This window comes from Gemmata sp. SH-PL17, assembly GCF_001610855.1.
Lineage (GTDB): Bacteria > Planctomycetota > Planctomycetia > Gemmatales > Gemmataceae > Gemmata > Gemmata massiliana.
The window spans coordinates 1,936,368-1,956,613 of record NZ_CP011271.1; the positions used below are offsets into that span (position 1 = coordinate 1,936,368).

At 65.7% G+C, this 20,246-nt stretch carries 12 protein-coding genes and 1 pseudogene; 7 read left to right on the plus strand and 6 right to left on the minus strand.

Annotated elements, in window-relative coordinates:
* Positions 1–193 precede the first annotated feature (193 nt).
* From VT84_RS08000 to VT84_RS08020, 5 genes are all read left to right on the plus strand, one after another.
* Positions 194–3,850, plus strand: coding sequence for a tubulin-like doman-containing protein (locus VT84_RS08000; RefSeq protein WP_082839158.1), 3,657 nt, complete (start codon positions 194–196; stop codon positions 3,848–3,850).
* 120 nt (positions 3,851–3,970) lie between these two features.
* Entirely contained in the window at positions 3,971–4,390 is a 420-nt protein-coding gene (locus VT84_RS08005) for a dual specificity protein phosphatase family protein (RefSeq protein WP_052559491.1), read from the plus strand.
* Positions 4,391–4,466: 76 nt separating this feature from the next.
* Positions 4,467–5,771, plus strand: coding sequence for a DUF1015 domain-containing protein (locus tag VT84_RS08010; protein ID WP_082839159.1), 1,305 nt, complete (start codon positions 4,467–4,469; stop codon positions 5,769–5,771).
* Positions 5,772–5,775: 4 nt separating this feature from the next.
* On the plus strand, positions 5,776–6,087 hold the full coding sequence (locus tag VT84_RS08015) for a zinc-ribbon domain-containing protein (protein WP_082839160.1): 312 nt from the start codon (positions 5,776–5,778) through the stop codon (positions 6,085–6,087).
* Positions 6,088–6,528: 441 nt separating this feature from the next.
* Positions 6,529–6,876, plus strand: coding sequence for a hypothetical protein (locus VT84_RS08020; RefSeq protein WP_082839161.1), 348 nt, complete (start codon positions 6,529–6,531; stop codon positions 6,874–6,876).
* A 56-nt stretch (positions 6,877–6,932) separates the two neighbouring features.
* Here VT84_RS08020 and VT84_RS08025 read toward each other — a convergent pair whose 3' ends face one another.
* Positions 6,933–8,894 (minus strand): serine/threonine protein kinase, encoded by a 1,962-nt coding sequence (locus VT84_RS08025; RefSeq protein ID WP_157469310.1) that lies wholly within the window; start codon positions 8,892–8,894, stop codon positions 6,933–6,935.
* A gap of 470 nt (positions 8,895–9,364) precedes the next feature.
* On the opposite strand from VT84_RS08025, the gene VT84_RS08030 reads away from it, so the two are divergent.
* Complete coding sequence (locus VT84_RS08030; RefSeq protein ID WP_052559500.1) at positions 9,365–10,000, plus strand: hypothetical protein; 636 nt, start codon at positions 9,365–9,367, stop codon at positions 9,998–10,000.
* 186 nt (positions 10,001–10,186) lie between these two features.
* Here VT84_RS08030 and VT84_RS08035 read toward each other — a convergent pair whose 3' ends face one another.
* The 5 genes and pseudogenes from VT84_RS08035 to VT84_RS08050 all read right to left on the minus strand — a co-directional run bounded on the left by VT84_RS08035 (position 10,187) and on the right by VT84_RS08050 (position 17,878).
* Positions 10,187–12,949: a cyclic nucleotide-binding domain-containing protein gene (locus VT84_RS08035; protein WP_052559504.1), complete on the minus strand. Its 2,763-nt coding sequence runs from the start codon at positions 12,947–12,949 to the stop codon at positions 10,187–10,189.
* A 200-nt stretch (positions 12,950–13,149) separates the two neighbouring features.
* Entirely contained in the window at positions 13,150–14,844 is a 1,695-nt protein-coding gene (locus VT84_RS08040) for an NADH-ubiquinone oxidoreductase-F iron-sulfur binding region domain-containing protein (protein ID WP_315850304.1), read from the minus strand.
* Between the two features lie 12 nt (positions 14,845–14,856).
* A pseudogene (locus VT84_RS41645) lies at positions 14,857–15,204 on the minus strand (NAD(P)H-dependent oxidoreductase subunit E); the annotation flags it as partial.
* A 58-nt stretch (positions 15,205–15,262) separates the two neighbouring features.
* Complete coding sequence (locus tag VT84_RS08045; RefSeq protein ID WP_082839164.1) at positions 15,263–16,888, minus strand: cytochrome c3 family protein; 1,626 nt, start codon at positions 16,886–16,888, stop codon at positions 15,263–15,265.
* 108 nt (positions 16,889–16,996) lie between these two features.
* Positions 16,997–17,878, minus strand: a complete 882-nt coding sequence (locus VT84_RS08050) for a hypothetical protein (RefSeq protein WP_052559509.1) — start codon at positions 17,876–17,878, stop codon at positions 16,997–16,999.
* A gap of 1,062 nt (positions 17,879–18,940) precedes the next feature.
* Between VT84_RS08050 and VT84_RS08055 the strand changes: the two genes are divergently transcribed.
* Entirely contained in the window at positions 18,941–20,233 is a 1,293-nt protein-coding gene (locus tag VT84_RS08055) for a multiheme c-type cytochrome (protein ID WP_162271638.1), read from the plus strand.
* Positions 20,234–20,246 lie beyond the last annotated feature (13 nt).

The window sequence follows — 20,246 nt, forward strand, 5'->3', positions numbered from 1 at the left end:
CTAAAATCGCAAGATACCTCGCAAAAGTGGTGGGTGATTCAGATGTGGCGTGAACGAGTTTCGGCTCGTCCGAAGCACATTTTTGCCAAACCTCACACCCTGAACTACAAACTAGTAGCCCCCGACTACGCACCCGTTCGTGCCGAGAGTCGGTCGGTGGTTGTGGTTTGGCTATTCAAGGCGGCCCCTACTCATGCCGGTTCGCTTGGTCAGCCAGGAAGAACTCCCACACCCGCTCAACGGGTACCGGCTGATCGAGCGCCTCGGCCGGGGCGGGTTCGGCGAAGTTTGGAAGATCGAAGCGCCGGGCGGGATGCTCAAGGCGGCCAAGTTCGTTTTCGGCGACCTCGACGCGATGGACGAGGACAGCCGCCCGGCCGAGCAGGAGCTGAAGGCGCTCGAACGGGTGAAACTGATCCGCCACCCGTACATTCTCACCCTCGAACAGTTCCGCATTATCGACGGCCAGCTCATCATCGTGATGGAGCTGGCCGACCGCAACCTCTGGGACCGGTTCCGCGAGTGCCGCGGACAGGGTCTGCCGGGCATCCCGCGCGACGAGCTTCTCCGCTACATGGACGAAGCCGCCGAGGGGCTCGATCTGATGAACAACTACTATCAGATCCAGCACCTGGACGTGAAGCCGCAGAACCTGTTCCTCATCTTCAACCACATCAAGGTCGCCGACTTCGGGCTGGCGAAGGTGCTCGAAGGCGTCCGCGCGACCGTGACCGGCGGCGTGACCCCGGTGTACGCGGCCCCCGAAACGTTCGAGGGGTGGGTGTCGCGGTTCTCCGACCAGTACAGCCTCGCGATCGTGTTCCAGGAACTGCTCACCGGGCACCGGCCGTTTAACGGAGCGAACACGCGCGCGCTGCTGATGCAGCACATCAACGGCACGCCGGACCTGAACGCCCTCCCCGTCGGGGACCGCGCCGTGATCGGGCGCGCGCTCGCCAAGAAGCCGGACGACCGGTGGCCGAGCTGCACGGAGATGATCCGCGCCCTGCGGACGAGCGGGCTGCCGCCCGCGCCCTCGACGCCGATCAGCCCCTCGCGCCCCGGCCGGTCCATACCCGGTTCGGGCGCGCCCACGATGCCGAACCCGTCCGGGCACGCGCTCGCCGACTCGATCCAGGCCACGCGGATGGCCGGCCAGGGGCAGGGGCGCCTCAACGCGGAACAGACCCCCAGCCGCGAACAGACCCCGCCGCCGACGCACCTGCCCCCGCTCATCAAGCCCGGTCAGAGCGCGAACCATACCCCGCTGCCGGCGCTCGTTCCGCCCGGCTCCGGCGCGCGGCTCGTGACCCCCGCTCCGCCGTCCACCCAGCACCCGTCTCAGACGCTCAACCGGCCCGTGGTGCTTCAGACCGGGCGCATGGGGAGCCTGGGCATCGCGCCTCCCGAGCGGTCCGGCGACGGCGCCCTGTTCCCCGCGCTCCTCGTCGCCATCGGGCAGACCGGGTACCGCGTCGCGGAACAACTCAAGCGGGTGATCGCCGACCGGTACGGTTCGGTCGAACGGGTGCCCAACGTGCGCATCCTGTACATCGACACCGACCCGGAAGCCGGTGTCCCACAAGCGCCCGACGTGCCCGCGGCGCTGACCGCGCGCGAAATCATCCCGGCCCGGCTGAACCGCTCGACCCACTACATGCAACGGGACTCGCTCTTGCCCGTCGAACAGTGGATGCCGACCGGCTCGCTCTACAAGCTCCCGCGGAACCCCGGCCCGGCCGCGGGGGTGCGCACCTTCGGCCGGCTCGCGCTCTTCGACCACTACCGCACCATCGCCCAGCGCGTGCGCCAGGAGATCGAAACGTTCCTGACCGACGACGCGCTGATGCAGGCCGATAAGGTCACGAAGCTCGGGCTGCGGACCAACCGCCCGCGCGCGTACATCGTGACGGGGCTGGCGGGCGGCACCGGCAGCGGGATGTTCCTCGACATGGCGTACCTGGTGCGCCACGAACTGCGCCAGGTCGGGTACCTGCGGCCGGAAGTGGTCGGCATGTTCTTCGTGCCGCCGGCGGACGTGACGGCGCCGCGCTCGACGGCGCTGGCGAACACCTACGCGGCGCTGTCCGAGTTGCACCACTTCCAGGCGCGGAAGTCCCGGTACCAGACGACGTTCGACAAGTCCGAAGCCCCGGTCACCGACAGCGAGCCGCCGTTCGCGCGGACGATGGTGGCGCAGCTCCCGAAGGCGGTGAGCGCGGACGGCGCGCGCCCGGTGCTCGCGGCTGCGGCGCGCGTCCTGTACCACGAGCTGCTCACACCGGCCGGGCGCGTGGCTGATGAAGGGCGCGACGTGTACCGCCACGCCTACCCGACCGATACGCCCTCGTGCCAGACGTTCGGCCTGTTCCGGCTGAGTTGGCCGCGCCCGGAGGTACTCGGCGCGGCGACCCGGCGCTTCGCGCAGCGGCAGCTCCAGCGCTGGACCGGTCGGGACGCGGGCCACCTGCGCGAACACATCGCCGGCTGGCTCGGCCAGCAGTGGGCCGATCGGAAGCTGTCGTTCGAGGCCATCGTCGAATCGCTCCACGAGGCCGCGCGCGACAGCTTGCGCGAGGACCCCGAGCGCGTCTTCGATGCGTTCATCGACCCGCTGCGCACGCGCACGCCGTCCGGCGGGCGGCTGGACGCGACGTCCGCGTGCGCGGTCCTCGACCAGCTCATCAAACTGGTCGGCAAACCGGACTGCGAGAACGACCCGCAGCCGAGCTCGCTCCAGGCCGCGATGAGCGCCCGGTTCGAGGGGCTGGTGAAGGAAACCGAGGGGCACATCTCGGTGATGGCCGCGACGTTCCTGGAAGTGCCGCAGTACCGCTTGCCGGGCGCGGAAGAAGCCGTGCGGCAGATGAGCGAGAAGCTGAAAACGCAGGTGGAAGCGCTGGAGCCGGTGCGCGCCGACCTCAACAAAGAGGTCGGTATGATCTACGGGCGCCTGTTGCAGGCGATCGGCGGGTTGGGGAGCACGGGACTCAGTGCGATGACGCGCAAGGTGAACGCGGCCGACGTCACCGACCTGATGCGCCAGTACACCAAGAAGCGCCTGCAACTGCACGTGCTCGACCTGGCGCTGTCCGTGTTCCGCAAGCTCGCGGGCAACGCCCCCGAGTACCTGCGCGAGATCAACTTCTGCCGGTCCACGCTGAGCGAAATGCACGCGGCCCTCACGCGGCTCGGGGCGTCGGCCAACGCGGACGCTTCGCCGGGCAAGCTGATCCTCCCGGACGGGTGCAAGAACCTGGACGAGGCCGCCGACCAGTTCCTCGCCGCGCTCGCGCCCGAAGACCTGCTCGCGTTCGACCAGTCGCTCCAGAAGGACATCACGCGCAAGTTCCGCGGGCTGGGCAACGTGTGCCTCAAGCCGCTCGAAAAGGGACCGGTGTTCCGCGACATGCTGCTGAACAAGGCCCGCGACTTCCTCGACGCGCGCCTCGACCACTCCGACCCGGCCACGGTGTTTTTCCGCTCGCGCTCGGAGAACGGTACCGCACAGCCGCTGTTGGGTGAGGCATTTGAAGAGGCGGCTCCGGACCTCGTGCCGAACGTGTACCCGCGGCCCTACGAGATGGTGGTGCTGGCCGCCCCGACCGGGGCCGACGGGGAACGGCTGCAGGAACTCGCCAAGGTCGTGCTCCCCAACACGGAGTTCGTCGGCGCGCCGTTACCGGACGACATCTGCTTCTACCGTGAGTTCCCGCAACTCACGTTGACGGACCTCCCGCAGTTGGGCGATTACGCGCGTGAAGCGTACCAGCTCATGAAGGTGGGCGGGAACTCTTCGCACTCGCGCATGGATGTACCCTGGCAGCCGCCGGGAATGTCCGGAATGTAGGAACAACTCCGCTTTAATGAGAGACGTCACGCGCTACCCGCTTGTAAACACTTGCGGTTCGCCCATACATTGGCGAACCACGAGTGCTACAGCGGGTAGAGCTATTCTGGGTCGCGAGCGATGCGTCAAATCTCGGGGTACCCGCTGTGGGTCGGGAGCGTCGCGGATATCCGTGACCTTCGCGGTGTGCTGTCTGCGGGGATCGAAGCGGTCGTTGATCTCGCGCTGAACGAACCCGTCGCCACTGTCACGCGGGAGTTGGTGTACTGCCGGTTCCCGCTGGTCGACGGCGCGGGGAACCCGCACTGGGTGCTGCGTGCTGCGGTAGAAGCGGTCGCCGGGTTCGTGCGGGCCGGGGTTCCCACGCTTGTGTTTTGCGGTGCCGGGATGAGCCGGTCGCCAACGATCGCCGCCGCCGCACTTTCGGTCGCGAGTAATCGAATGCCGGGCGAGTGCTTGGAACTCGTTACGGGCACAGGACCGCACGACGTTTCGGCCGGCTTATGGAACGATGTTATTGCGGCACTTCGACGGGACTGATCGCGTTTCCTCCGCTCCCGCGCAATATCAGTACAATGATTTCTATTCTCTTTCGCGGGGTAGGAGCGTTTTTGCAATGGCTGATATTCGAGGATTTCGTGGGTTCCGGTACGATTTGGGCTCCGTTGGGACGCTCTCCGATGTGGTCGCGCCGCCGTATGACGTGATCGATCCCGCGCTCCAGCAGAAACTCTACGACAGCAGCCCGTACAACGCGATCCGCCTCGAACTCACCCGCGACGAACCGGGCGACGACGAGCAAACGAACAAGTACACCCGCGCCGGCAACACCCTCCGCGAATGGGTCGTCGAGAACGCCGTGCGCCAGGACACGGCGCGCGGGCTGTACGTGTACGAACAGGAGTACACCGTCGAGGGGCAGACGTTCGTGCGCCGCGGGTTCCTGGCCCGCGTGCGGCTCGAACCGTTCGGCAGCGGGAAGATCTACCCGCACGAACAAACGATGTCCGGTCCGAAGGAAGACCGGCTGAAGCTCTACCGCGCGACCGGGTTCAACCTGTCGCCGATCTTCGGCCTGTACCCGGACGACGGCACCGTGTTCGCGCCGCTGGAGCAACTCATCCGGTCCGCGCCGCCGATCGTCGCACGCGACCACCTCGGCGTCATCAACCGTCTGTGGGTGGTCACCGACTCCGCGACCATCAGCAAGGTGATCGGCGCGATGGGGCCGAAGCCGGTGTACATCGCGGACGGCCACCACCGGTACGAAACCGGTCTGAAGTACCTCGAAGAACGGCGCGCGGCCGGCGAAGTGGCCGACGACGAGGCCGCGCCGAACTTCTGCTTGATGATGCTCGTCGGGATGAGCGACCCGGGCCTGCTCATTCTGCCGACGCACCGGCTCGTGAGCGGGCTGGCCGCGGACCTCAGCGCGCCGCAACTGGAGGGCGTGCTCGCGGAACACTTCGACGTCCTGGAACGCACCGGTACGAACGCGCAAGCCGCGTGGGAACACGTGCTGATGGACGGGTCGCAGTCCACGTTCGCGTTCGGGACCGTGGCCGACGGCCTGTGGACGGTCGCGAAGCTCCGCGACAGGGACGTGATGGCGTCGCTGGCCCCGGACCAGAGCGAGGACTGGCGCGAACTGGGCGTGAGCATCCTGCACAAGCTCGTGCTCGATCGCTTGCTCCGGGACAAGATCGGCGGGACGCCAGTTTGCAAGTACGTTCACCTTCTGAGCGAGGTGACCGACGCGACCGCGAAGAAGGAGTGCCAGCTCGCGTGCCTCGTGCCGCCGGTGGGGATGGGCCACGTCGAGCAGATCTCGGAGCACGGCGAGAAGATGCCGCCGAAGTCGACGTACTTCTACCCGAAGCTGCTCACCGGGCTGGTGTTCAACTCGCTCAAGAAGGACTAAAAACGTGGCCCGCACGCGACCCGGCGCGCCGGACGAGGACGACGAAGACGAGTTCGACGGCGACGATTACGACGCCGAGACCGACTACGACCCGGAAGACCCGGAAACCTATCCGGCCGGGTTGTACGTCGACGACTCGCGCGCGTTCGTACCGTGCCCGTACTGTCGCGCCGAGATCGACGAGGAAGCGGAGCAGTGCCCGAAGTGCGGGATGTTCGTCTCCCGGGAAGACGCACCGAGCGACCGAAAGTCGCCGGTGTGGATCGTGCTCATGGTGCTCGCGCTGCTCGCGGTAATGGCAATGGCCCTGGGCTGAACCGGGCGTTTCAGATCACCGTTTGTCAGATCGCAATACGCACGTCTACCACGTCCAATCGACGCGGTAGACGTGGACCATCAATCAAAGCCAAGAGGCAGAACGCGCAAAAGACGACGAACGCGCCACCGCGTTACGGGATTTGGTGTTGGAGCCACAAAAAGCGTAATCCGAACCGACAGCACCGGTGCAGCAGAAGGCTGCGGCGCGGAAACGTGGCGGCAGTTCTAGTCTCGTTTCGAGATCCACGTAGCGACCAAACGAGCCGCGACCGCAAGGGAGCGGGGCTACCTGTGTGTGGAACCGCGACGATAACGGGGGCGCCTCCCGCTCCCTTGCGGTCGCGGCTCGCTACAAGGAAACTGAAACGGGACTAGAGCAAAATACTTCCCGCCAAATGCGAAAGTGGTAGGTCGACTACGGCGACAAGAGGCTCCTCAGATGGCCGACGCTCCCGACTTCGAGATCCTACCCGCTGGCGAGATGCGGAAGAAGTATGGGCTAACAGTCAACGACCGGCAGACAATCCGATTAGATCCGGTCGAGGTGCCGGAGCGTTTGCGGCACATCATCCCGATAGCTGAGCGATTCGGTATCTCGGACGATCTAATCCGCGCGGATTTCATAGAGAATGCCCCTTCCGCGGAGTTGGCTGAACTCCGACGTATGGTTCAGGAATTCGCAGCCCCCTTGGACGACTGGTTGGCTGGGCCTGCTGCGGATGGCCCCAGTTTCTCTGCCGAGTACATCGCCTTCACGTGTATGAGGATGGCTGCGGACGGCTGCTGAGGGATGATCTCTTCTGAAAAACTTTCACTTTCTTGGCAGTATTCTGATGTTGCCGCCTACCACGTCCAATCGACGCGGTAGACGTGGTTCGCTTTGGGACCGGGGATCTCCCAGTACAGCCAACTCTTGTCCTCGGCCGCGACGGTGATGAGCGGGCCGGTGTACGGCCGCGGGTCTTCGCGCTTGGTCGGGTCTTCGCGCTTGGTCGGCGCGTAGAGGAACTTGTGCTCGCGGAACGGGTGGTCGTCGGGGAACAGCAGCAGCATGGACGCTTTCACCGAACCCTCGTAGCCGATCACCCCGAACCACTGTTCGTTGAGCGACTGGAGCGAGTTCCAGTACGTGCTGGTGTACCTCAGCGTGAACTCCTGCTTCACCGGGATGTCGCGCACGTCGAGTACGAGCTGTCGCACCTTCATGGCTTGGTCGCCCACGAAACCGGGGCGCTCCGTGCTGAACGCGCGGGCCTTCTTGGGCGTCGGCAGCACCGCACGGTTGACCACGTCGCGGCCCGTCGTTCGCGTTTCGATGCGCAGTTCGTCGGCCGGGGCGATCTTCATCATCTCGCGCCGGGTGAAGTACACCACCGAGCACTCGTCGTTCGGGTCGTTCGGGTTCAACTGCTTCCACCCGCGCATGTCGATGACCCGTTCGTCCTTGAACACGTTGAACCGTGAGTAGTCCGTCGGCGGCAGTTCGGCGTGCGCCGCCAACTTGTGCGGCGACGTGCGGTCCGGTTTGGGTTCCGCGAGTCGGAGCGCGCGGACCTGATTGGCTACCTCTTGGCGCAAGAGCACCAACGCGGCGTCCGGTTCCTTGGTTTTTCCCGAATCGTCGCTCGCGGCGGGCGTATCCGGCGGTTGGGGCTGTTGGCGGTTCAGTGGGGACGGGAGGAGCCACGCGGCGAGGATCAGCGCGACGAGTACGCTGACGGCGGCGACCGGGCGCCACCACCGGTGGGCCAGCTTCGTGCTCGTGTACCACAACCCGGTGCGCGGGCCGAGGAGCGCTTCGCCGTTGAGGTATCGTTGAAGGTCATCGGCCAGCGCCGCGGCGCTCGCGTACCGTTCGGCCGGTTCCTTCGCCAAACACTTCTGGCAGATCAGGTCGAGATCGTGGGGCACGCCGGGCGCGCGGCGCGCGGCCAGTTCCGGTTCCTCGCTAATCACCTGCCGGATCACGGACCACGCATCACTGCCCTTGAAGGGCACGGACCCGCACAGGCACTCGTACAGGATGACGCCCAGCGCGTACACGTCGGACGCCGGACCGATGTTCTTCGTCTCGCCCTTCGCCTGTTCGGGCGACATGTACGCCGGTGTGCCCATTACGGCGCCGGTTTGGGTGAGTTCGGCGCCGTTGCGCTTCGCCAGCCCGAAGTCCATCACCTTCGGCTCGCCCCACGGTTCCGAAGCGGCGTCCGGCGAGTCGAGTAGTACGTTGTGCGGTTTGAGGTCGCGGTGAACGATCCCGCGGTCGTGGGCGGCTTGTACACCACGTGCGATCTTGACCACGAGTTCCGCCGCCGCACGCGGAGCCATCTTCCCGGACGTGCGGAGGCGCTGAGCGAGGCTCCCGCCCTCCAGACACTCCATCGCCATGTACGGGCACCCGTGTGCCTCGCCACTGTCGAAGATCTGAATCACGTTCGCGTGGCGAATATCGGCGACCGCCTGGGCTTCCGTGACGAACCGGGCGATGTCGCGCGCGTCGGCGTGCCCGCTGTTCAGAACCATCTTGAGCGCGACGACGCGGTTCAGCTTGAGGTGCCGGGCCTTGTAAACGACCCCCATCCCCCCGCGCCCGAGTTCGCCGATAACCTCGTAGCTCGCGATGATGCTTCCCGGACCCGTCGGCGCGATCGCGGCCGTCACGCGCCGGATCTGGTCGGGTGTCTGGGCGAGCGTTTCGGCGTGCGGCACGGACTCGATGCTGCTCGTCGCGGAAGCGGCGGCAGTAAGGGCCTGGTCGTCGGTGGGCGTTGCGGCTCGCGGAGCCTGTTGAGTTTCGTCGCTCATAAAGCCGGTGCGCGTGAGCAAAAGGCGGTACGAGTCACTTTAGCTTGTTTTGCGGGGCCGCGATAGGAGAACCGCGGCATTCGCAGGGCTGTTTAATGTGTGGAAGTGGGCAGGTACTGGCGCCCACCCGCTCGTTAACACGCGCGGTTCGCCTGAGCCTCTGGGCGAACCGCGCGTGTTAACGAGCGGGTGGAGTGACGCAACCGCGAGAACTCAACGGCCCTGCCCGCATTACTTCTACCGACGGCTCCCCAAACTCCGGCCGCAAATGCGATGGCGGCGCCGTCACATCTCCGAGGAACGCCTTCGCGGGTTCACGGATAAGGCCACCAAGACTAATTCGGAATATCGTCCGAGCGACCTGAAAGATCGGTCGCGAGTACGCCGTAGAAAGGGGGCCGGTGAGGTGCCCGCTCGTGTGAGTTCGCGGCACCGATACTACGCGAGATTCTCACCAAACAGGGGGGTGTATGCCTTACACGTTGCCAAAAACGCTGCCCGCCGAATTACTCATTAACGGCAAGTCGTACAAGCTCGTGACCCCGAAGGAATCGGTCCGGCGCAAGGTCTGCAAAAGCAACAAGGACGGCTGGTTCTATTACTTCAATAAAGCGGTCGTGGACGGGCCGACTCTCGCCATTGGCAACAAGCGGCACTTCTCCGTGAAGAACGCGAAGGAGAACCGCTCCGTTCATATCTCAATGAAGTCGCACGGTACAACCGGGCCGAAGCGCGACAACATTATGATTTGGTACCGGTACGACAAACAGTGGACCGGGAACACGACCGAGGAGGCGGGTTGGGGGCGCACGAGTTTCCCCCACATGGACAAGAACCGGGTGGACAAGGCGGTCGATATGTTGACCGCGTTCCTGGAAGCGATGACTGCCGCCGCGGAGGGGAGGGCCGTGGCGGTGACACCGTGCCTGAGTCCGCCGCTCTCGACGATCCCGCTCATCTCCTCCAAGGAGTGGGAAGACTTCCAACCGGAAGAAGAGACGTTCACGACCTCGGTTGCGACCACGACGCCCACGAAGTCGGAAACCGCTGACTTCGACGACTGGGAAGCCGCAGCAGACGCTATGGGCATTACTGGTGGTAAGTAATCCGGTCGCGGGACGAGATAGGTGGATGTCGTTTCAGCCGGTGTGAGCCGGCTGTTCGCCCAGACGCTTCCGTGCGGTAATCGCTTATGCGGTGCGTGAATCGGGCCTGCGCGTCATTGGCGGGTGCAAATAACAAATCCCGACGGGAAATACCCGCCGGGATTTGAATGTTACGATCCGCGCCACTCAATCGTGCGTTTCCAGTCGGTGGAGGATCTCGTCGAGCAGTGCGGGGCCGGTTTTGCGGTACGCGGCCTCGTGCGGGCACGCCTGCACGCAGTACGGTTCGTCGCCGTTGCACAGGTCGCAGTTCACCGCGCGCCGGGCCGCGGTCATGTACGGGTTGCCGCCGGGAACGTCCGCCGCGGCCGGGTTCGGCGTGCCACGCGGCACCATGTGAATCGCCCCGTAGGGGCAGTTCCGCTCGCACAGCCCGCACCCGATGCAGTGGTTCTCGATCACCACTTCCAGGTGGTTCCCGCGCCGGTGGATCGCGTCGACCGGGCACCCCTCCATGCAGTACGGCTTGTGGCACGACCGGCACGAGGTCGCCACCAGGAAGTCGCCGAACCGCAACCCCTCGCGCAGCAGGCGCGCGTTGCCGTCGTGGGAGTCGGCACAGGCGCGGGTGCATTCGTCGCACCGCGTGCAACTCTTCAGGTCGAGCACCAGTAGCTTCTGGCCCTGGTACAAACCCTGGCGGACGTAGTCGCGGAGCACCGCGGGCGGCGGGGCCTTCTCGACCCCGGGCACCGCCGGGCGCGGCGCGGACTTCATGCCGTCCTTGAGCGCCGGGAACCGGTCGCAGAGTTTGCGGAACACGGGACCGGGCACGCGCACGACCTCGACCGGATCGAGCGCGGCGATGGTCGCGGTGCGGGTGCCGGGGCGATCGGACAGGAGGCCCGTTTCGCCGAACCCGTCGCCGACGGACAGGATGCGGAGCACCTGTTCGCCGCCCCCGGCCGTGGTGAAGACGCGCACGGTGCCGAGCCGGATGATGTAGAACGCGGCGGCCGTGTCGCCCTCGGCAATGATCGTTTCGCCCGCGGCGACGCGCCCGAACTGCACGCCCTCGGTGAGCAGGAACGTGACCGCCTGCTGGCGCTCCATCGTGTCGAGCAACTGGAAGAGGCGCCCGCTCTGCACGCCCGTCTGGATCGCGCGCAGGGTGTACATTTCCTGAATGTCTTCCCGCGCGGACGCGGCCCGCTGCATCATGTCGAGCATGTTGCGGGTGATTTCGTACACGATGACCGGCCCGGACCGCGTGGGGTGCGGGGTGACGGTGGGCCAGCCGTTCTCGTCGGTCCCGAGCACGAGTTCACGGTTATCCGTCTCCGCGACGCCGATCACGCTCGCGACGCGCGGGCGCTGGGTGACGCACGTCATTTCCCCGAGTACCAGTTCGTCGCCCATCGCGACCTTCACGAGATCGCCGTACCCGGCCGCCTTCGTGTTGCTGGCCTTCTTGCCGAACAAGCTCGCGAAGAACCCGGGCTTCTGGGTTTGTACCGCGCCGCGGACGTAGATCTCGAACGTGCCCGAGCCTTGCAGCAGGAACGCGGTGCTCCCGTACTCGCCCTCCTCGCACAGCACCTTCTTTTCGCCCGGGGCGATCTCCCACTTGCGGACCGCGCCCTCGTTCCACTTCAGGTACGAGTACGGGATCGAGCGGAACGGGAACACGACCCGCGGGCCGCGCGTGGGGCTCTCGTAGAGCAGCCAGACCTGCTGCATCTCGTCGGCGGTGAGGAACCCGGACGACTTCGGGAACGACGTGTTCGGGTTCACCGGGATCTGCTCCGGCGAGTCCTCCCAGGCCCGCGGGCGCACGCGGCGCCGCAGCGAGAGCGCACCGGTCGGGCAACTGTTCATGCACTCGCCGCACTGCACGCAGGTTGAGTCGCGCATGATCGAGTCGAGGTCGAAGCTGATGCGCGTGCCGTACCCCTTGCCCGTGTGCCCGATCACCTTGAACGGCTTCACTTCCGAGCACGCACGCACGCACCGGTCGCACAGGATGCATCGGTCGTGGTCCACCACCACGGTGCGCGACGAGTACGGGTAGTTGTCGTCAATCAGTGCGTTCCACTCTTCCCACGCGGGGCGCAGGTCGGACCGCTCCTCGTTCAGTTCTTTCGCTTCGAGGGTGGGGAGTAGCGGCAGTTCGATGCGCCGGGATTTGGGGATCGCTTCCTGCGCGGTGTTGCGGCTGGGCAGTTCCGGGGCGCGCTGGAGGCTGTCGCGAACTTTGAATTCTACCTCGTCGTCGCGCACCTCGATCACGCCGAGGGACCGTGCCACCGTGCTCAGTTCGTCTTCGTAGCGCCTGGTCGGGGTGAGCGGCTCGTGGCAGTGATCCGCGACCAGGAACTCGGCGAGCATGCGGATGGACGAGTTCACGTCGCCCGCGGCGCGTTCGATCACCTTTTCGTCGGCCGTGGTGCGCTTTTCCGGGTTGTAGCCCCACATCCCGGCGCGCGTGGTGACCACCATGTTCGTTTCGATGCGGTGCTGGCACGCGGGCACCAGCTTGCGCCCGGCCGTTAACTTCCCGCGCTTCATGCTGCTGATGTGAACCGAGCACATGCGGCACACGGCCACCGGCGCGACGTGGCGCTGGTGGCACAGCACGGGGATGCGGCTCTTGAGTTCCTCGTCGGACCACAGACCCTGTTCGACGAGCGCGGCCGCGGCGTCGTAGATGGTCGTGGTGCGCGGGATCTCCTTACCGTCCGCGTCGCGGAGCACGTTGCCCTGGGAGTCGGTCTTCGGAACCGCGCGCGGCACCTCGACCGCGTACCCGTCGATGACGATGGTCACCAGGTCGTTGAAGCGGTCGCGCGTTTCCTTCTCGCGGCGCACGAGGACGTCGTTGTCGTCGCGGGCGAAGAGGGATTCCTCTTCGCGGCCGAGAGAGATATCGGGATCGGCGAAGTCGGGCATGGTGGAAACTCACGCGGGCGCTGAACGAGTTCGGCGATTCCGGACGGCCGGTTTACACCGGCGGGGAAACAGTTGGTGGGCGAGTTTTACGAGCCGCGACCGCAAGGGAGCGGGAGGCACAACAGGTTGTTTGCGATCCCTGTTCAAAGTCCGGGCTGCAACCGCTCCCTTGCGGTCGCGGCTCGTAAAACTCGCTGCACTCAGCCCCGCGGCTTCTTCTGGGTGTCTTCCATGAAGTACGAGAGCGCGGTGGCGAGCGGGATGGGAGCGACGTACCCCAATCCGCAGATCGACGTTAGCTGCAACGTCTTGGTGATTTCCTTCACGTCGGACTTGATGCGCTCGGCCTCCTCACCGGCGATTGGCTTGCCGGAATCGCGGCGCGTGAGGAGTTCCTGGCCGATCTGCACCAACTTCTGTGACCCGAGCCGGCACGGGATGCACTTGCCGCACGACTCGTTGCGGTAGAACTCGGTGTAGTTCACCGCCTGGTCGAGCAGGTCCACGTTGCCCGCGTACACGGCGATCGCGGCGCCGAGCATCGGCTCGACCGGGAACCGTAGAGCGCCGTTCATGTGGCGGAAGAAGTTCAGGTCGAGCGGCACCTTCAGCAGGTCCAGTTCCGTCGCGCCCATCGGGATGTGGGTGCGGAGGAACCACGCCATGTAGTCGGCGTCCTGCGCAGAGCGCTCGCGGATCTTGGCGACCGCGTCCACGCGCTTCTTCTCATCGAACTTCGGGTCGATGGGTATCTTTGCGGGTAATAGCCCACCGGACGGACCGGATGCCGCGACCGCCCGGAGCGGCCCTGTAATTCCGCCGCAATACTTGTCGCCGGTGAACAGCTCGCCCAGCGTCAGGCCCACTGCGACCTCGTAGACGCCGGGTCGGGCCACATCGCCGCTTACGGAGAACAATCGGCGCCCGCCGAACTTGATCTTCGGGTCCGCAGCCAGGCGCCAACCGCCCATCTCGTACTTGTCGCCACCGAACAGCACGATGCCCGGCGCCCAGGCGAGCGTCTCCACGTTGTTCACCACCGTGGGGCGGTCGCGCAGGCCGTTGGTAGTCAGTTCGGGCGGACGGTTGCGAGGCTGCCCGCGCCGGTCCTCCATCGCTTCAATGAGCGCGGACTGTTCGCCGCAAATGTACCCGCCGGGGCTTTCAAACACTTCGACCGAGAAGTTGCGCCCGGAACCGAAGATGTTCTCGCCGCACGCGCCCATCTCGCGCGCCCGCTCGATCTCCTCGCGAACCGCGTGGATCTGTTCGTGGTACTCGTGGCGGATGAAGATGTACCCGGCCGACCCGCCGGTCATGAGCCCCGCGAGGATCACACCCTCCACAACGAGGTGCGGCATCCGCAGCAAAATCTCGCGGTCCTTGAACGTGCCCGGTTCGCTTTCGTCGCCGTTGCACACGACGTACTTTTCCATCCCCGACTCGCGCCACACGTCGAGCCATTTCTGGTACGCGGGCGCACCGGCCCCGCCCATCCCGAGCAGGTTGGACGTCTTCAGTTCCCACAGCAGCGGGTGGAACCGCTGGACGTAGTTTTCCAGATCCTTACCGCCCATGTCGCGGGGCGGGGGCACGAGCGGACGGATCAGCTTCGACAGGTAGTCGGTGAAGCGCTTGATGGCACGGTAGTCGCGGGGCCAGCGCTGGCGCCCGTACACGTCCAGCGACCAGCCGGCCGCGGGAAGGGGAGGGTGGGCGCTGTCGCCGTCGGATGGAGGAGTCGTGTAGCCGCGGTTCGAGTTCGTGTGCGGGGGGTACTCGGCGTCCGGGTCGGGTTTGGGCGGGTCACGGTCGTCGGCCAGCGCGCGGAGCACTTCTTCCAGATCCTGACCCGGGCGATTCGCGTACACCCAGGCGTGAACGTCCTCGGGCATCGGGCGCTTCTCGACCCAGACGGCCGGCGCGCGGTCGCACCGCCCCAAACACGACACGCCCTCGACGCAGATCTTCTTCCCGGTGCGCTCCGACAACTCGGCCGCGAGTACGGGCAATCCGGTCCGCTCGTTCAGGAGCGCTGCGGACCCGCGCAGGTGACACGTCATGTCGCGGCAGACGCGCATCTCGATGTCGGGCGGGTTGGTCCGTTCGAGCTTGAACGCGGGGAAGAAGCTGCTCACCTCTTCCAGCCGGTACATCGGCACGTCGATTTCGCGCGACAGCTCCTTCAGCTCCTTATCGGGAAGGAAGCCGAACCGGTTTTGGATGTCGCGGAGCCGCTGGACGATCATCGAAGAACCTGATGGTTGGCGCCTGGAGTTCCAGAGAGCAGACGTCCGAAGACTCTGCCCTCTGCTACTTACTGCTGCCCTTGAGCCAGTTGAGCAGGTCGAGCGGTTTGCTCGCGTCCCGGGCCGGGGCGCCGCGCCCCTGGAGCGGGTGGTCGCCGTTGTGGTAGCGGTGGCAGTCGGTGCAGTTGTGCCGCGCGCCGCCGCCCAGGACGTCCGGGCTGTCGGACACCTTGATCTTCGTGCCGAGCGGCGAGTGGCACGCTCGGCAGGTGTTGATGCCCACGATCTGCACCGGCTCCGGTTTGTCCGCTTCCACCTTGGAGATGTAGTCGGCGCCCGTCCCCGGGTGGCACGTCGCGCACGTCGTTCCGCGGTGCGAGGCGTGGTTGAACTTCGCGTGCTTGAACCAGACCGTGCGGTCCGGGACGGCCGTGACGCGGGGCTTGGCCTTTCCGTCGCCCGGCGTCATGGTGTGGCACTTGGCGCAGCTCCCGGCCGGTTCAAAGAGCAGCCCTTCCGCGAGTCCGGCGAGCCGCTCGGCTTCTTCGCCTAAAGTGCGCGGGGCGAGGTTCTTCGGCGGCGCGTCGAGTTTGCCGCCGAGTTCGGGCGGCGCGTTCAGGGCCGGGTGCCCGCTGTCGCTCAGCCCCTTGAGGTAGCCGGCTTTCAGATCGGCGATCAGGTCGGTCGGTTGCTTGCGGTGCGGCACATCGAACCGCGGCACTTCAAACTTCTTTCCGTTGGCTTCGCTCACGCCCTCGTTCGCCTTCTGCGGGTGGCACGAGCGGCAGTGGGCCTCGAAGTTGACCGGGAGGAAGTACGCGCCTTCGGCACGCGGGGGGAGCAGGGCACGGGTCGGATCGTCCTTCGCGAGCGTGTCCTTGAGCGAGTTAAAGCCGGGGGAACCCACGCCCGAATCGAGCGCGTGGCAGGAGGCGCACTGGAGTTGCACCTTTACGTCGTCGGCCGCGCCGGGGGCGAACCGGGTAACGGCGGCGTCCCCGCCCAGTTCGCGGAGCCGCTTCACCGTCATCGCTTCCTTCCCGTCGGCCGTGTACGCCTGACCGGGGTTCATGTGGATGGCGTGGCTGAACTTGAGCGTGCGCGGGTTCGCGGAAGTGTCCAGCGAGCGGAACTCGGGGTGGTCCTTCACGAAGTTCGTGATCTCGTTCTGGTACGGTTTGCCGGCCTTGGACTTGTTCGACTCGTGCCACTTGCCGAGATTCTCGTGGCACTGGTTACAGTCCTTGTCGGCCAATCGCACGAGCGAACTCAACCGCCCGTTGTGGTCGTGGTGGCAGTTGGAACAGCGGTCGTGGAACGCGCGGGCGCCCGCGTTCGCGGAGTCGTGGTGGCCGGGGCCGGAGTGACACTTTTCGCACGTCAAATCGTGCCAGCGGTCGCGCGCGTTGAAGACGGACACCGGCCCCAGGTCTTTCAGCCCGTGGGCGACGTGGCACGCGGCACAATTGTCGTCGAAGGAAGCGTGCGGGTTCGAGAGCGGCCCGTGCGAGTGCGCGTACTGAACGCGCTGGGCCGGCTGAACGACGTCCACCGCGGCCCACGCGCCGGCGGCGAGTAGAGCCATCCAACCGAGGGCGATCTTCCCGCGGCGCAGCGCGTCCGGCCGGCGGAAGTAGCCGCGCTTCCCGGTGAACCGGTCCGACAGGTCGCGACTTGGTGAACGAGGCATCTTGCACCCAGAAACAGTAAACAGTGTTCGGCGCGCTGGTGCCTGCGAGAGCACGGTGTAACGAGTTTAACCCGGCCCGAGCACCGAAAACCGTATACGGAACACGAATCACCAATATTTCAGCGCCCGGACCGCGTGGAGAACCATCAGCGCGGTCATCGCCACCGAGAGCGGCAGGTGGACGAGGAGCCAGTTGTGCAGCCAGAAGTACAACTGGGCCTGCGCGTCCCACCGGCGCCGCAAGTTGGCCAGTTCCTGGAGCCGGTCGAGGTCGTTTCGGGCCTCGGGCGGAACCGCTTCGCGGAGCCGGGCGAACCGGCGCTCGGCCTCGGCCGGGGCCGTTAGCGGCGAGCGCGAGTGACTGCCCCGTTGCAGGTACGGCAGGAGTACGTCGTCGCGGAACGCTTCGAGTTCGACCGCGAGCGGGCCGCCGATGATCGGATCGACCGCTTCCGCTTCCGGGGGAACGGTGGTTAGCCCGGTCACGATGCGGCGGGCCTCGTCCGCGTGGTACTCGCCGAGGCGATCGATCTGCGAGGCGATCGTTTCACCCGGAATATCTGCGAGCATCTTCTGCGGGAGCCACTGCTGCATGATGAGCCCCCACACGCCACTGAACGTGACGAGCAGGAACAGCACCAGCGTGACCGTGGCGAGCGGCCCCCCGAACCCGAAGCCCGCGTGGATCAGAATAACCGGCAGGCAGATCAGCCCCATCCAGATGTGGAGCCGCATCCACAGCCGCGTGCGGCCCAGGCGCCACCGGCGCCACCGCTTGCGGAGGACGATCGCCATCTCGAAGAACACGATGGCCCCGCCCACCACGCCGCACAGGACGCCGAACCCGCTGCTCGGCAGGGGCGGCCAGTCCCACAGCGTGACCAGCGCGCCGAGCCGGGCGAGGATCACCCCGATGAGGGTGACCCCGACGGTGGCGATCACGATCGTGGTGATGCGCCGCTGCACGGTCTTCGTCTTGCCGAGAAGCACTCGCCGCTCCGGTTAGTTCGTTGCGCCTTGGGGTTAGGTTCAGGATAGTAACCCACTCAAACGGAGCGGTCAACATTCCAGAATCCGGGTTTCCGGGTCAGTGACACCGGGGCGTCACTCCAGTCGGATCGCGCCATCCATCCCGTTACGGTCCGTACCTTAGAACTCACTTTGACGATTTTCCCGTCTTGTTTGAATTTATTTGCCCGCACGCGGGGCAAAGAGGCCCTATGGTCGGAACTTGAAGGGTATTGAAGCCGAAAATAGCCCTTTGTTGTGTGAAGAACCGGTGTTCGGCACGCCATCACAGACGGCGCGTAATCTGAAACCGAGTGAGCACTCTGGTCGAATGATCAGTAGGTGTAGAGGAGAGGTAGCCCGATCCGGAGTTTTGACATCAGATATCGACGGCGCGCGGTGGCTGGGCTGGATTCCCACCCACCATCCTTGCGGGCGGGGTTCACCAGGGGCGTGGGGCAGGGTGCCACGGGTGATGGGACTACCGGTTTTGCCAAAGTGCGGTGAACCCCGCCCGCAAGGGCGGTGGGTGGCAGACAACCGCTGTTGGCGAATGTTAGCCACCGTATTCGGTTGCCAGCGCGCTGAGATGGTGCCAAAGTACATGAAAAGCCAAGAGCCAGAGGCTCTACGTGTACCGATGCGGCTTCCGAGGCCCGGAAAGGTTAGCAATTGTTAGCCGGGGGCGGACCGGTCGGAACGGAGGGCGGCTTCAGTTTGATTTTGCACTTAACGTGCGATCACGGGTGAAGTGTTCGTGTTGAATGGTGCTTGCCGTTGCACCCGAAAACGCCGAACATGGTGAACGCGCCGGCCGGCGCATCGTAGCTCGCGGGTTTCTCAAACACTGACCCACATTCTCGGCTGACAATGAATCTCAGCGCGCGTACAGTTGCTCTCACGCTAGCCGGAGTGATCCCCGGCGTTGCGCTCGCGTTGGCTGCCGCTCGAGTTGCCCCGACCGCCACAATCAGTCTCCCCGTACCCGAGGCGCGAGCGGCGAGCAGCGAAGGGGCCGGGAACGCTAGCAGGCAAGCCATCGGTATGTCTGGGTGCCTCGCGGCGGCGTGTCACGGAGCGCCCGCGGGCAAGGTGCTGAACGGTGAGCGCGGGATCGATTGCTGGCAAAGCTCGGGGAGTTGTTGGGCCGCGGCCGATCCGCACACCGCGGCGTACAGCCTGCTGACCGACAACCCGCGGCGCCCGCTGAAGATCACGGCCGCGAAGATCATGGCCAAGTACGCGCCGGGGAAGAAGGCGACCGAGGACGCTCGCTGCCTCGCGTGCCACACCAATCCGGCGCTCGCGCGGGAGGAACTGATTCCCGATGCGAACGCTCTTGTATTGCGCGAGCAAGGGGTGAGTTGCGAGGCGTGCCACGGCAACGCCAGCGTGTGGCTCCAACCGCACACCGCGTGGAAGGGAGATCGGGCGAAGGTCTACGCAGACACGGGAATGAAGCCGCTGTACGACCTGGGCAAGCGGGCGCTTGCGTGTGCCGGGTGTCACGTCGGTGCCCCGGCCGAGAACGGGCTGCCGGTTCGTGACATGAATCACGACATGATTGCGGCCGGGCACCCGCGCCTGAACTTCGACTTCGCCGAGTACCAGCGCCGGTTGCCGCAACACTGGCAGGAGAAGGATCGCACGAAGAGCAGCTACTCGCCGATCGTGCCGAACGAGGCGAAGGTCTGGTTCGTCGGGCGCGTGGCCCACGCCGAGGCCGCGTGCAAGTTGCTCGAAGACCGCGCGAGGCGGTCACTCGACGCGAACGAGCACCGAACGCCGTGGCCGGAGTTCGCCGAGTTCAACTGTGCGTCGTGCCACCACAACCTCCGCATACCGGGTGAGAGCGAGAAGTACGGCGACTGGCGGAAGAGTGCCGAGTACCTCGGCGAGCGCCCGATCGGTGTTCCCCCGTGGCAAATGATTTGGCCGCTGACGTCCGCGGCGGGCATCGAGTCGCCGAAGCGGGATCAGGCGCTCTTAAAGACTGTGGTTCTCGCAATGGAGTCGCCGCGCCCCGCAAAGGCGGACAAGGCGCAAGGCGTTGCGAAAACCACAGGAGAGCAGGCCGGAAACTTGCGGCGCGAACTCGTGTCGCAGCCCGGTGAACAGGTCGAAGCGCGGGCACGAGCCTTCTTCCCCCGAGGGGCGCTGAACCTACCCGAGTGGGACAGCGCGACGCAGGTGTTCTTCGGCCTCGCGGCGCTGGAATACGCTCGCGGGAAACCGAGCGACACCGTGGTGAAGAAGTACCGCAGCGGCGTGACCGCGTTCCGCGATCAGGACTGGGATCGGCTAGAGCGCGCTTTCAAAGCGATTCACGAGAAGTGACACCCAAACGGAT

Excerpts from the sequence above, each read along its gene's own strand:
- VT84_RS08000 (WP_082839158.1), top strand. The coding sequence starts at position 194 with ATGCCGGTTCGCTTGGTCAGCCAGGAAGAACTCCCACACCCGCTCAAC.
- VT84_RS08005 (WP_052559491.1), top strand. The coding sequence starts at position 3,971 with ATGCGTCAAATCTCGGGGTACCCGCTGTGGGTCGGGAGCGTCGCGGAT.
- VT84_RS08010 (WP_082839159.1), top strand. The coding sequence starts at position 4,467 with ATGGCTGATATTCGAGGATTTCGTGGGTTCCGGTACGATTTGGGCTCC.
- VT84_RS08020 (WP_082839161.1), top strand. The coding sequence starts at position 6,529 with ATGGCCGACGCTCCCGACTTCGAGATCCTACCCGCTGGCGAGATGCGG.
- VT84_RS08025 (WP_157469310.1), bottom strand. The coding sequence starts at position 8,894 with ATGAGCGACGAAACTCAACAGGCTCCGCGAGCCGCAACGCCCACCGAC.
- VT84_RS08030 (WP_052559500.1), top strand. The coding sequence starts at position 9,365 with ATGCCTTACACGTTGCCAAAAACGCTGCCCGCCGAATTACTCATTAAC.
- VT84_RS08035 (WP_052559504.1), bottom strand. The coding sequence starts at position 12,949 with ATGCCCGACTTCGCCGATCCCGATATCTCTCTCGGCCGCGAAGAGGAA.
- VT84_RS08040 (WP_315850304.1), bottom strand. The coding sequence starts at position 14,844 with ATGCCCGAGGACGTTCACGCCTGGGTGTACGCGAATCGCCCGGGTCAG.
- VT84_RS08045 (WP_082839164.1), bottom strand. The coding sequence starts at position 16,888 with ATGCCTCGTTCACCAAGTCGCGACCTGTCGGACCGGTTCACCGGGAAG.
- VT84_RS08055 (WP_162271638.1), top strand. The coding sequence starts at position 18,941 with ATGTCTGGGTGCCTCGCGGCGGCGTGTCACGGAGCGCCCGCGGGCAAG.